The following is a 13,186-nucleotide window of genomic DNA, read 5'->3' on the forward strand; positions in this document are numbered from 1 at the left end:
AATATTCGTTAGCTGTCCTGCGACATTTTACGCACTACTTCTACCATATCTTTGGTGCTTTCACTGATTTCGTTAATGGTCACGCCAGTTTCTTGGATTAATGACATCCCTTGTTCTGCAAGTTCTACAATTTGTTGTACAGATTGAACCGCTTCATTTGATAGTTGATTGTTTTCTTTTACTACCTCGTCTATTTCTGCAGTCGATTTACTGGTTCTGCCAGCTAACTGTCTCACTTCATCAGCCACTACTGCAAATCCTCGGCCTTGTTCACCAGCTCGTGCGGCTTCTATCGCGGCATTTAATGCCAATAAATTAGTTTGGTCTGCAATGGCAGTAATAGTATTCACAATATTACTAATTTGTTCTGATTGGTTACTAAGTGAATCAATACTCGCTGCAGCATCAGACAAACCCGTAGACACTTTTTGCATGGCTGAAATGGCTTTATTTACAATGTTATTACCCTTGGTCGAAATTTCATCAGTTTTCACTGATGACTCATAGGCTAATTCACTGGTTTTATTTGCCGCTTCTACTGTGCTGGTTTGGTCGGTCGCGAACTTAATGACCTTATAAAGGTTGCCTTCAGCATCAAAAATGGGATTGTAAGTTGCATCTAACCATATAGTTCTGCCATCTTTAGCAATTCGTTCAAATCTTCCTGATACAAATTGGCCTGAGTTAAGCTGCTGCCAAAATTGACGGTAGGCTTCGGAATGGGCAACTTCTGTACTGCAAAACATTTTGTGATGTCGACCAATTATTTCGGATTCGACATAACCCATGGTTTGATAGAAATTTTCATTTGCTGCGAGAATATTACCTTTGATATCAAACTCAATGGTTGCCATTGAACGGGATACTGCTTCAGATTGAGCTTTTAACTCATGCATTGATTGCACTGTGTTGGTCATGTCTGAAGCTATTTTTACGACCTTTTCGACTCGTCCATTTTCGTCTAATACTGGACAATAACTAGCGGCAAGCCAAATGTTTGACCCGCTACGTGTGACCCTTAAAAACTCACCATTTGTGGGGGTTCCATTTGCAAGGTTTGTCCATAAATCTTTGTATTCTTGACTGTTCACTAAGTCGGGTTTACAAAAAATACGATGGTGTTGACCGACTATATCTTGAAGGCTGTATTCCATTGTTTGTAAAAAGTTTTCGTTGGCCGTCAGTATGTTGCCTTGGGGATCGAATTCTATCATTGCCATGGATTTCGAGAATGCGGTGATTACAGATTCAACACTTTTTTTCTGCTGAGTAACTTGGTTTAATTCTGCGGATAAATCATTTTTTTTACTAAAAAATGCCATCGATATCACTCCTTGTTGTTTAATATCATAGCCCTGATAGGTTCAATTCGTGCAAGTAACGGATTGCTGGACAGGTTTAATTAATATTCTATCGACACTTTATAAAGTTTTAACAGTTATTTTTTAGTGTGTATACCCATTAAGTGATTTAAAATCGGCATACAAACTATAAAAGTAGAAATGATAGATGCCTTGGATCCAGCTTAAAATTAATAGCCAAGCAGAATACGCAGAGCAAATTGGCGATATGCTAACGGCAAATGGCGCTCAAGCAGTGACCTTTGTTGATGCTAAAGATACACCCATGTATGAACCTAAACCTGGTGAAGTGCTTTTGTGGCCTGATACACAAACAGTGGGTCTGTACGATGCTAACTATGATATGCAGAAAGTGATAGCACAATTAGAAAAATCTAAAGTATTAGGAAAAAATTTCGTTCATAAACTAGATCAATTAGAAGACAAAGATTGGGAAAGAGAATGGATGGAAAATTTCCATCCCATGCAGTTTGGAAAGCGGTTATGGATTTGTCCTAGTTGGCGTGACGTGCCTGATCAAAATGCAGTCAATGTGATGCTTGATCCAGGCTTGGCGTTTGGCACTGGTACACACCCTACGACAAGTTTGTGTTTGAAATGGTTAGACAGTCTAGAGTTAACCCAATCGCTAGTTGTAGACTTTGGTTGTGGTTCGGGCATCTTAGGTATTGCTGCACTTAAATTAGGCGCTAAACGTGTTGTAGGAATTGATATAGACCCTCAAGCTCTATTGGCTAGCCAAGATAATGCTAACCGTAATGACATTGGTGAGTTAATTGAATTGTATTTACCCCAAGACCAGCCAGAGTTAGAAGCCGATGTCGTATTGGCCAATATTCTAGCAGGTCCTTTAAGGGAGCTTAGGGAAGTGATTACCGCTTATTGTAAACCCGGTGGAAAACTAGTGCTCTCGGGAATTTTGGATAACCAAGCTCAAGAAATTAATGATTTATATAGCGTTGATTTTGATATGGAACCTATCGAAATAGATGGTGAATGGGCTAGAGTGTCAGGTAAAAGAAAAGGTTAAATAAAATCTAATCATACATACAAAGCCAAGCAGTTGGCTAAAGGAATGGAAAATGAAACTAATTATACAATTAACAAAGCGGCTCGCTTACGCTGTGATTTTAAGTGTTTTAAGCTTTCAACTATTAGCACAGCAGGCAGTGGTTACTGAAGCCCAAAAAGAAACTGCCACCCAACTCATTCAAACAGCACTAAAAAGCGAACTTGGGTTTAGCATTGTGGAATCCTTAACCACAGAGATTGGTCCTCGTTTAGGTGGTTCTGAGGCCGAAAAACGGGCGCGTGGCTGGGGGGTTAAGTTAGGTAACCGTCTTGGTTTTGATAAAGTCAGCATTGAAAAATTTAGCATGCCATTTTGGGATAGAGGCCATTTACATATATCGTTAACCTCTCCTTACCAACAAGATTTATATGGCACGGCTTTAGGAGGCGCTGCGGCATCTAAGAAAAACATCGATGCTAGCGTGGTTTATTTTCGTGATATCCACGCCTTGAGTGCTGTGAAAGATGACGCGTTAGTTGGAAAAATTGCTTTTGTTGATGGTGACTTGTTAGTAAAAAGCCAAACGGGAGCTGGTTATGGCCAAGCGAATCAACGCAGAAGAATAGGTTGGCAACATGCACAGCGAGGTGGTGCCGAGGCATTAGTGGTACGTTCTGTTGGATCTGATTCACACCGGTTTCCCCATACAGGCATGATGAGTAAAAATGAAGACAAGTGGGCCGAAATTCCGGTTATCGCTATTTCTAATCCAGACGCCGATCATCTGCGCAGATTACATAGTTTAGGTAAACCGTTGAATATGTCTTTGCATTCAGAATCCAAATGGAAAGGTGAAGTCAGTAGCGGTAACGTGATTTTGGATTTAATTGGTAGCGAAAAACCTGAAGAAATTGTGTTAATTGGCGGCCATTTAGATAGCTGGGACTTAGGAACCGGCGCAGTAGATGATGGCGCTGGGGTTGCCATTACAACTGCAGCAGCAGCTCTGATAGCCAAATTGCCCAAGCGACCAAAACGTACTATACGTGTAGTGATGTTCGGAGCCGAAGAGGTTGGTTTGCTAGGAGCTTTTGCCTATGCAAAACAGCACAAAGACAATTTGTTTAATCACGTGGTTGCCACAGAATCTGACTTTGGCGCACAAACCATCTGGCAACTAGTCTCGAATGTGAATCCACAAGCAACAGAGCTTATGGATGAAATTGCTAAAGTCTTATCTCCACTAGGCATTGTACGTGGTGGTGCAGATGTTGCCGGTGGTGGCCCAGACATTATTCCGCTGGTAGAGTTGGGTGTACCGACTATTCGATTAAATCAAAATGGTCGAGACTATTTTGATTTACATCACACACCTGATGACACGTTGGATAAAATCAACCCAGATGAGCTTGCTCAAAACGTCGCGGCTTACGCTGCAACAATTTATATGATTGCAGATTCTGATGTGGAATTAAAAAGTAAATAATCATTCATACCGTTCACCTTCAGTAAGTTCATAACTGAAGGTGAATGGTACTCGTCACCCCTCATTTATTTTGCCCATTGTAAATAGGTATTTGTTTAATCGGAATACTCTTGCATTAAACAATATTCGAACAGCATAACAGTGCTATAGTGGTCTGCTTATCTTAGTTTATCTATCACCTCCACCAGTTTGGGTAAGCAGACTTATCGTCTGTCGATTTTGTGACTCTAATACATTTTTTCTTGTGTTCTTTTCATAACACCGGCTTTTCGCCTTTACACCACATGGTTATATGAAATGAATATTGAAATTATTACAACGCTTAGCAGCACCCTAAAAGAAACTGGCTTTGGCCTCCATTCATCTTGTCTTGACGTTTTGGGATCTATTAAACGTACAGGAAATAATGCTCGATTAACCGTATGCGAATCTACTAAAGACTTGCATGCCATCGTTGCCAGAAAACCCGATCTGGTATTTTTAGCTGCTAAATATTTGCCAATAAAAAATGGTGATAACATTTGGTTTTCTGACTTTTTTGCAAAACAAAAAATAACCTTCTCTGGCTCGGATCGTAAAACACTTAAGTATGACTCTGACAAAGTGTTAGCAAAGGTTCATTTAAAAAATATGGGCATTAACACGGCACATCACTTTACAGCTATTCCCAAACAATATTCTTGTCAGGATGAACTGCCATTAAATTTCCCGTTGTTTGTAAAGCCTATTGATGCGGCTAATGGTAATGGCATTGACGACTTATCTTTTGTTAATACCTTTGCTGAATTTGAAGCCAAAGTACTGTCAATCTATGCCTTATATAACCAACCTGCTTTAATAGAAGAGTATTTAGGTGGTAGAGAGTTTACTGTTGCGATTATATGCAACAGCGTGGGAGAAATGACCACATCTTCAATAGAAGTATCACCACCAGAATCTTCTAAAGGGTTAAGAATTTTAGGCAAAGACGTTAAACTAAATGATACTGAATGTTTAAAGAAAGTTGAAAATGCTGAAGATTCCCACCACATAAATAAGCTAGCCCAAGCTGCTTTTTTAGGGTTAGGTGTGAGAGGTTTTGGCCGTATCGACATTAAAATGAACAACAAAGGGCAGTGCTTTTTTATGGAAGCGAATCTTGTGCCGGGCATGACTCTTGGAAGCAGCTATTTTCCAAAGGCATGTGAGTTAGCGAGTAACTTACAATACGATGATGTGATTAGTTTAATGCTCGAAGAATGTTCAGGCAGAGTGATATCGGAAAGAGCGCTTAAACAACAAGGTAAACATTGGCCTCGCGCATTAGTAGCAGAAGTTTAAGCCTGTATACTCAAACAAATTATCGAGAGGTTGACGCAAAAGTGAATTACCAATGTTAATTGCCCAGCATATCAGTAAGCAGTTTGGTTCATTTCAAGCATTAAATGATGTTTCCTTTGAAATTAACAAAGGCGACATTGTCGGTTTTTTAGGTAAGAATGGCGCAGGGAAAAGCACATTAATGCGTATTCTAACCTCATTTCTTTCTTCGTCATCAGGCACTGTAATCATTGATGGCGAAGACATTGCTAAACATTCATTAAATATTCGACGGAAAATTGGCTATTTACCTGAAAGGCCTCCTCTGTATGAGGATATGACTGTGCTGCGTTACTTAAAGTTTGCCGCGCAAATAAAAGAAGTGCCCAATAATAGACTGCAGTTTCAAATAGCCAAAGTGTTGGAGGAATGTCATCTCGAACAGGTTCAAAACAAAACTATTTCAACGCTCTCAAAAGGTTATAAACAACGAGTTGGTATTGCTCAAGCGATCATTCATGAACCTAAGCTATTGATTTTAGACGAACCTACTAGTGGTTTAGATCCGATACAAATTCAACAAGTCTTAATGTTAATTAAAAGCCAGCAAGAGCAAAGAACAGTCTTATTAAGTACCCATACTTTGACTGAAATAGAGCAGATCGCACAGCGTGTCTTGATGATTAAAGCGGGCGAAGTTGTGCTCGATGACTCATTGAATAATCTATTAAAAAACAAAGACTCTTCACAATCACTAACCTTAGAGCAAGTTTTTATCAACTATCATCAAGAGCAAACTCCAACACAAGCGCTTGTATCAAATGAATAAAGTCATGGCGTTAATAAAAAAGGAGCTATATAGCTACTTTAGCTCACCCATTGCCTACATTATTTTGATTGCAATACTCACTTTGTTTAATGTGTTCTTTTTTCTCATTATCGACCAGAATCGAGAGGTGTCATTAAGAGAGGTTTTTCAACTCATGGAGTTTATGTTGGTATTCTTTATACCGCTATTAACGATGAAAATGTTTTCGGAGGAAAAATCAAATGGCACGATGGAGTTTTTACTGACAACTCCCTTAACACACACGCTGATTGTGTTAGGAAAATACTTCAGCATGTTGATTTTCTATACCCTTCTGATTGGTTTGACGGGAGTTTACTACATTATTGTTGAGTATTATGGTTCGCCTGATCGAATGGGCACTTTGTCAGGATATGTTGGAATTTGGTTAGAGGGGGCATTTTTTATTGCTGTTGGCTTACTCACTTCGTCTTGGACATCCAACCAAATAATTGCGGCAATTGTGTCTTATATAATATTGTTTTCTCTCTACTTTTCGACCAGCTTGACCCAATATTTTTCTGGCTCAACCGCAGAGTTCTTTACACAGCTTAGTACCCGTACTCATCTTGAAAACTTCTCAATAGGTGTTATCACACCTAGCGACTTGGCTTATTACATTACTGGAATATTGCTTTGTCTGGTACTAACAAGGTTGAGTATCGACAATAGGTTGTGGGAATAAATGAACAAATTTAAGATTAATCTGCAGCGGTTAGTTAAAGCGCCATTATTATGCGGTTTTGCTCTTTTAAACTTTGTTATTGGCGTGTCATTTTTTTACATTGAGCAGCAGTTTAGCTATCTAGCCATTGGATTAACTGTTATCAGTGGGGTGGCTTTTTTATTATCATTTTGTTTGATTATGACCCGCAATTTTGGGGAAACTCAATCGGATCGACAGGCGACAATATTCAATCCAAAAGGTTGGAAAAAACTAGCCATTATCATTTGTATTATTGCAGGTAGTTTAGCTTTTATAGTCGGCAGTAATTATTTGGCTAACACCTCATCGATAAGATGGGACGTTACACAAGACAAACAGCATACGTTGTCTGAAAACACCCTCGAATATATCAGCAGCTTGACGAGTGAAGTGCAATTGACGGCTTTTTATGTTGGTCTTCCCCCTAAATACCTAGAAGATCTATTCAACGAATATGCAAGAGCTTCCAATGGTGTGATTAAGACTGAAATTATCGACCCATTCGAAAAAATTGCTTATGCCGCGAAATTTGGTAATGCCATAAATGGCAAGGAGCGAAAAGTCATTGTTCAGTCTGGCGATAACCGTAAAGACCTTGATTTTACCAAGGCTGTTTTGCCTGAAGAAAAGTTAACCAATGGCATCGCCCAGGTTAGCCGCACAGCAAGAAAAGCTTACTTCCTTGCTGGGCATGGTGAGTATTCAAGCTCGAGTGAAGAATATGCAGGGTTGTCCAAGTTCAAACAACTGTTAGCAGACAATAATATCCTTAGTGAGTCATTAATGTTGGGTATTAGTCAGTCTATTCCTACTGATTGTGACGTGTTGATTATTGCTGGCCCAAGAAATGAATTAACTCCAAATGAAGAAACACTTATCAGCCGTTATTTAACAAAAGGCGGGGACGCTTTATTTCTTATTGAAAACACCTTAGTGACAACACCCGACAAACCGTTAAGTCCACAACAATTGCAACAAAACCCGAGCTTAAACTCATTACTAAACCCGTGGGGGCTCAATGTTCAATCTGACATTGTGGTTGACCTAACTAATCATGTGGGCGGTGATGTAGGTAGTCCAGCAACAAAAAATTACCAGCAACACAAGGCGCTAACTGAAGGTTTAGATTACACCTTTTATGTTCGTCCTCGTTCTATCCGTATTCTGGGTGCGCCCTCCAATATAAAACATGCTGTTATCGCATCGACGGCTTCAGCAGATAATAGTTGGGCTGAAACAGACCGAACCTTAAATATAGAATTTGACCCCAATATTGACACAAAAGGCCCTGTGCCATTTTCATATGTCGTACTTGGAGAAAAGAATACCGAGATCCAGCAAGAACATAAGTCTTCAGATACAAGATTGATCGTGTTCACTGACGCAGATTTTCTAACCAATGTTTATATCGATCAATATAGTAATGCACAGATGGGGCTCAACCTTATAAACTGGTTAGTAGAGCTTGATTACCAGACACTTGTGAATCAAAAAGAAATAAAGGTCGAACGATTAGACTTAACCAGCAAACAGAAACGACAAATTATAGTCATACTATTTTTATTGCCTTTTTTATTGGTTGTTACTGGGTTGGTCATTTGGTTAAGGGCAAAAGCAGTAAACTAAGACTTTCGACCGTCAAGGAATACGCAAAGCTAGAGTAACTCTGGTAGAGCAGGGTGTACCGACTATTCGATTAAATCAAAATGGTCGAGACTATTTTGATTTACATCACACACCTGATGATACGTTGGATAAAATCAACCCAGATGAGCTTGCTCAAAACGTCGCGGCTTACGCTGCAACAATTTATATGATTGCAGATTCTGATGTGGAATTAAAAAGTAAATAATCATTCATACCGTCCACCTTCAGTGAGTTCATAACTGAAGGTGGATGGTATTGGATTTCCCCTTATTTCTGCCTATTAAGTTGGGTTGACTTCGGCCATTAGCGGGCGAATATGAACCACTGCTTCACGCCCAAAGCGGTCTAAACAGCTTAACTGGTACACTTGGTGACAAATGATACGTTTCAGCGAACCGGACCCCACAGGTTGTGGACTTAGGTTTTGTGTGGCAATCAATTCTGAAATAGATTTTCTGGTATTTTCAGTTATCTCAAACTGAACGGGTTGCTGTGTTTTCTTCTGAACAACAATTGCCCGAGATTGGATAATATTGCCGTGACAAACATCTCTGACCAGCAATGCGACGAGATCGCAACCACGCAACTTGCTGTCTATTGCCAGATTAAAAAGTGCTAGGTCTCTTGTCTTGTTGGGTAGTTCTAACCGTATTCGAATAGACCAAATTTGTTGAAGTTTGAGCGGTAGCTTCTGTCCAATAAGTTTATTTTTGTTCCAAGGCTCTTTGGGAACATAAATGGTTAAGGCATACATGAAAGTTCTCCTATTTAACGGAGATATAAGTATGGTACCTAAATATAAGTTTGGCAGATTAAGCCTGACTTCGGCCAAAAGCAGACATTATATTTAAAAAAGACGCTATAGGCTGGATAATTGACTATTGAGCTTACTACCCAATATTCCACTGATGTTTATGTTTATATTCATCATATCCAAAGTAACGTTCTTTAAAACCCTTTAAAGCTCCTTCGTATTGAGAAAGAATTAAAATAGCATCGCTATACTGAGGTAGCATTTCACTATCTAGCATGTCCAAATATTTATATTCCGGTTCTTCCTCCATTATTTTTCGCATATCTTCAAGAAGTCTATTAACAATTTTAACTTTGCTTTCGCTCAATGTTTCGGCTGGCTTTTTGCTGCCGAGTGCCTTTAATTCCTTGTATAAATGAGAAAAAACCTCAAAGAACGAATCGTAAGCCTCAGCCTTGTCGGATGAAATTAATTTTCGAGCACTATTAGGCATTACTTCTTTTCCTTAATTTTTCTAGGGGGAGCGGTACGTATCTCTTCATCACTGTCAGACAATTCATACAACCATTTACCATAGCTAATGTGGATGTTATCCGCTCTCATCCGCTCTAGTTCCCCTAGGTATGACGTGAAGACGAAAGTTGCATCGCTGTTTGTCGGCACATCATCGCTATCGAACTGTTCAAATCCATCCAAAGGTTTGTATTCGGTACCTAACAAATTGTTTGCAACTGTAAGCGCTGAATTTAGAAATCTTAACTTGAATGGATTAATGATCTTCCCCCGATACCGTAGACACTCAGCTCGCTTCAGAATATGTATTTTCATATTCGTCAGGGGGTACATGGCCAAGGTGGCTATGTAATCTTGTTCTATTGTAAAACACTTCAATATAATCAAACAAATCAGCTCTTGCATCACTTCGACTTGCGTAGACTTTTCGCTTTACCCGTTCTGTTTTTAGTGAATGAAAAAAGCTTTCTGCAACAGCATTATCTAGACAATGACCTCTGCGACTCATACTTGGTACCAAGTTATGGGCGGCTAAGAAATCAAGGTAGTCACCACTGGCATATTGGCTACCTTGATCACTATGTACAATAACCTCTTTTGCTTTAGGTCTTCGCCATACAGCCATCAGTAGTGCTTTAATAACAATGTCTGATGTCATTGTCTGTTGCATTGACCAACCAATCACTTTGCGTGAGAACAAATCTAAAACGACAGCCAGATATAGCCACCCTTCATAGGTTTTGATGTACGTTATATCTGCGACCCAAGCGGTATCAGGTTCACACACAACAAATTGCTGTTGTAGGTGATTATCTGCTGCAATATGAGTGGTAGAAGCCGACCCAGGCAAAGACGTGTCTTGCCGTAAATATTTACCTTACACTTTGTAGCGATGAAGGTACAGATTCTGCCCGTATTTTTTGGTTAGGTGGCGAATTCTCATTACGTTAAATAGATTCCGGCCAAAAAGCACACCGGAATGACGAAAATTTAAAAACTAATCAGAACAGTCATTGTAAATGCTGTTTTTAATTGACCTGTCTATTCGTATACTGCTTTTTATCTTTGTCGGCAACGCCGATGCTTTTGACTTTCTCTCGACTCCAAGTTTTCCGAGCAACGCAGACAAATAGAGGAAAAATGACAGGGATGTCATTTTAGCAAAGTGTGTCGGGAACATTTCTTTGCGACCTCTATTTGGCAAGTCGCGCAGGATTAAAAACTTGGTTGGAGAGCGGCATTTTTCTGGTAACTCTTTTTTTGCTGTTGTAAAAAGAGTTACTGGCTAGCCATGGAGGGCAGTCAAAAATGCAATGGATTGCGGTGAACGTAGTGAATAATCTTAGTTAGCGAAGCTCATAAAGTGGCTATGCCATATGTGAGTTTTACGAATGCTTTGTGTGCGAAGCACATAGATGAACGAAGTGAATGCTTTTAGAATGAAATAAAAATGGTGCCGACTACCGGAGTCGAACTGGTGACCTACTGATTACAAGTCAGTTGCTCTACCAACTGAGCTAAGTCGGCACTGTTTTTAAAACAAAGTGACGCTGCTTACAGGTTGTTGGTAAGTGAGTTAATTAACTCTCTAGCCCTGAAAGCGAGCGCTATTCTATTCAGATACAAACGTTTGTCAATTAATTAGTTGAAATAGTTTTCAACTGCTTATAATTTCGCCAAACGTTCGGCTTCATCCTTTAACATGGGGAAATATTCTAAAGGTACATGTTTTGATAATTCGTTGATTGATAGTGCTAATTCAGCATAACTATCAGCAACTAAATTAAAGTGCCCCATTTTGCGTTTTTCTCGTGGTGTTTTTCCGTACCAATGCAAATGACATCCAGGGATGCTTAACATTTCTCTACTAAAACTCGAACAACCGATAATATTGATCATAGCAGTAGGTGACGTCACTTTGGTTGAGCCTAAAGGGAGCCCTCTAACTGCACGGATGTGGTTTTCAAACTGACAAGTATCTGCACCTTGTTGTGTCCAATGGCCTGAGTTGTGAACCCTAGGAGCAATTTCATTAACTAATAAAGTATCGCCAATCTGGAAGAATTCTACTGCCAATACGCCTACATAATCTAAAGACTCTGCCAATTTATTAAAAACTTGCTGTGCTTGTTGATTTAATGCGTCATTAACATTGGTCGCCGGCGCGATAGAAACGTGTAATTGACCTTGGTAGTGTAAGTTTTCAGCAAGGGGATAATAAGCAAGTTGGCCCTTTGTGTTACGAACAGCCACAAGTGAGAGTTCACGCTCAAAACGCAGCATTTTTTCAACGATTAAAGGGACTTTCTTAAGATCAAGTGCAGACAGGGTTTGCTTTAAACCTGCGAGTTCACTTTTGTCTTGCATGCGCCATTGGCCATACCCATCATAACCATCACGACTGGCCTTGATGATGAGTTGTTCACCTAACTTTTCGACGGCCGCGTCTAATTGTTCAATGTCTGTAATGATTTCGAAAGGACAATTAGCAATATCGAGCTTTTCAAGTAACTTTTTTTCACGTACTCGATCAGCGCCGGTCAAAATGGCTTCTGCTGAAGGTTTCAGTTTCCCACTTGCATGCATTTTAGCTAATAGGTCTTCAGGAACATGTTCAAACTCAGCAGTGACTGCGTCCACTTCTTGTAACATGGTATCGAGTGAATGATTGCTGACAAGTTTAGTCACAGGATCAACCACCTTGTGGTTTGATACATCAACAGCTTGAACTTCAACGCCAAGTGGTGCTGCTGCTAAAGACATCATTCTCGCAAGTTGGCCCGAACCTAAAACTAAAATACTCATACTTTAGGTAGTTCCAATTCTTCTTGAGCAAGCACTGTTGCAGTTTGTTCTGTTCTAAAGTTGATAATGGCTTGTTGAACCTTTGGATCTTGCAAACCAACAATTTGAGCGGCGAGTAAACCAGCATTGGCCGCTCCTGCTTCGCCTATGGCTAAGGTACCTACCGCTACACCTTTAGGCATTTGTACAATCGACAGCAACGAATCTATGCCGTTAAGTTGACTAGAACGAACAGGTACACCAAATACGGGAAGGTGAGTATGCGCCGCTATCATGCCAGGTAAGTGAGCTGCGCCACCTGCGCCACCTATGATTACCTGAAACCCCTGTTCTGCGGCTTGTTCTGCAAATTCAGTTAAAAGGTCAGGAGTTCGGTGTGCTGAAACAACTTTGGCGGTATATTCCACACCAAGTTTTTCTAACATCAAGGCTGCTTGTTGCATAGTAGGCCAATCAGATTTTGAGCCCATCACTATTGCCACTTTAGGCATAAGGTTTCTCGCTTAATTAATTTTAAATTGAGTAGATGTTTGAATTGCTAAAAATAAACATCTCTAAAATTTCAAGCCGCGTATTGTAGCCTATCGTTGGGGCTGAATAAACCTAAAGGTAATTTGGGCCATTTTTAGTATTTTTTATGACGAAAAACTTATGCCAACAAGGGGATTTAGGATGCCAATTTTTAGAAGATATCTAGAAACTAAATGTTAGTAGTGTCACCTTTGTAAGGGCTTTTTAAACAGGCATAAAAAAATC

At 39.8% G+C, this 13,186-nt stretch carries 11 protein-coding genes, 1 tRNA gene and 3 pseudogenes; 7 read left to right on the forward strand and 8 right to left on the reverse strand.

Annotation, left to right across the window (positions count from 1 at the left end):
* Positions 1 to 8 precede the first annotated feature (8 nt).
* Together ACSHXM_RS02635 and ACSHXM_RS02640 are read right to left on the reverse strand one after the other, a co-directional pair.
* Complete coding sequence (locus tag ACSHXM_RS02635; RefSeq protein WP_435687215.1) at positions 9 to 494, reverse strand: methyl-accepting chemotaxis protein; 486 nt, start codon at positions 492 to 494, stop codon at positions 9 to 11.
* A gap of 42 nt (positions 495 to 536) precedes the next feature.
* Positions 537 to 1,322: pseudogene (locus ACSHXM_RS02640) on the reverse strand (PAS domain-containing protein); the annotation flags it as partial.
* 187 nt (positions 1,323 to 1,509) lie between these two features.
* Between ACSHXM_RS02640 and prmA the strand changes: the two are divergent.
* The 7 genes and pseudogenes from prmA to ACSHXM_RS02675 form a co-directional block, all read left to right on the forward strand.
* Complete coding sequence (prmA, locus tag ACSHXM_RS02645) at positions 1,510 to 2,391, forward strand: 50S ribosomal protein L11 methyltransferase (RefSeq protein ID WP_435687174.1); 882 nt, start codon at positions 1,510 to 1,512, stop codon at positions 2,389 to 2,391.
* Between the two features lie 52 nt (positions 2,392 to 2,443).
* Entirely contained in the window at positions 2,444 to 3,859 is a 1,416-nt protein-coding gene (locus ACSHXM_RS02650) for a M20/M25/M40 family metallo-hydrolase (RefSeq protein ID WP_435687175.1), read from the forward strand.
* Positions 3,860 to 4,156: 297 nt separating this feature from the next.
* Positions 4,157 to 5,179 carry a D-alanine--D-alanine ligase gene (locus tag ACSHXM_RS02655; RefSeq protein ID WP_435687176.1) on the forward strand — a complete coding sequence of 341 codons (1,023 nt, stop codon included), beginning with the start codon at positions 4,157 to 4,159 and terminating at the stop codon, positions 5,177 to 5,179.
* A gap of 52 nt (positions 5,180 to 5,231) precedes the next feature.
* On the forward strand, positions 5,232 to 5,987 hold the full coding sequence (locus ACSHXM_RS02660; protein ID WP_435687177.1) for an ABC transporter ATP-binding protein: 756 nt from the start codon (positions 5,232 to 5,234) through the stop codon (positions 5,985 to 5,987).
* Between the two features lie 4 nt (positions 5,988 to 5,991).
* Positions 5,992 to 6,690, forward strand: coding sequence for an ABC transporter permease (locus ACSHXM_RS02665; RefSeq protein ID WP_435687178.1), 699 nt, complete (start codon positions 5,992 to 5,994; stop codon positions 6,688 to 6,690).
* Positions 6,691 to 8,337: a GldG family protein gene (locus ACSHXM_RS02670; protein WP_435687179.1), complete on the forward strand. Its 1,647-nt coding sequence runs from the start codon at positions 6,691 to 6,693 to the stop codon at positions 8,335 to 8,337. It begins immediately after the preceding gene.
* Positions 8,338 to 8,383: 46 nt separating this feature from the next.
* Positions 8,384 to 8,563, forward strand: a pseudogene (locus tag ACSHXM_RS02675) (peptidase M28 family protein); the annotation flags it as partial.
* 75 nt (positions 8,564 to 8,638) lie between these two features.
* Here ACSHXM_RS02675 and ACSHXM_RS02680 read toward each other — a convergent pair.
* The 6 genes and pseudogenes from ACSHXM_RS02680 to purE form a co-directional block, all read right to left on the reverse strand.
* On the reverse strand, positions 8,639 to 9,112 hold the full coding sequence (locus tag ACSHXM_RS02680) for a hypothetical protein (protein WP_435687180.1): 474 nt from the start codon (positions 9,110 to 9,112) through the stop codon (positions 8,639 to 8,641).
* Positions 9,113 to 9,248: 136 nt separating this feature from the next.
* Positions 9,249 to 9,605: a hypothetical protein gene (locus tag ACSHXM_RS02685; protein ID WP_435687181.1), complete on the reverse strand. Its 357-nt coding sequence runs from the start codon at positions 9,603 to 9,605 to the stop codon at positions 9,249 to 9,251.
* Between the two features lie 306 nt (positions 9,606 to 9,911).
* Positions 9,912 to 10,448, reverse strand: a pseudogene (locus ACSHXM_RS02690) (IS3 family transposase); the annotation flags it as partial.
* Between the two features lie 628 nt (positions 10,449 to 11,076).
* Positions 11,077 to 11,152: transfer RNA gene (locus ACSHXM_RS02695), tRNA-Thr, on the reverse strand.
* 138 nt (positions 11,153 to 11,290) lie between these two features.
* Positions 11,291 to 12,430 carry a 5-(carboxyamino)imidazole ribonucleotide synthase gene (locus ACSHXM_RS02700; RefSeq protein WP_435687182.1) on the reverse strand — a complete coding sequence of 380 codons (1,140 nt, stop codon included), beginning with the start codon at positions 12,428 to 12,430 and terminating at the stop codon, positions 11,291 to 11,293.
* Positions 12,427 to 12,921: a 5-(carboxyamino)imidazole ribonucleotide mutase gene (gene purE, locus ACSHXM_RS02705; protein ID WP_435687183.1), complete on the reverse strand. Its 495-nt coding sequence runs from the start codon at positions 12,919 to 12,921 to the stop codon at positions 12,427 to 12,429. Before purE ends, ACSHXM_RS02700 begins: the two co-directional genes overlap by 4 nt.
* Positions 12,922 to 13,186: the final 265 nt, after the last annotated feature.

The sequence above is a fragment of the Paraglaciecola sp. genome (assembly GCF_051252315.1).
Classification (GTDB): Bacteria; Pseudomonadota; Gammaproteobacteria; order Enterobacterales; family Alteromonadaceae; genus Paraglaciecola.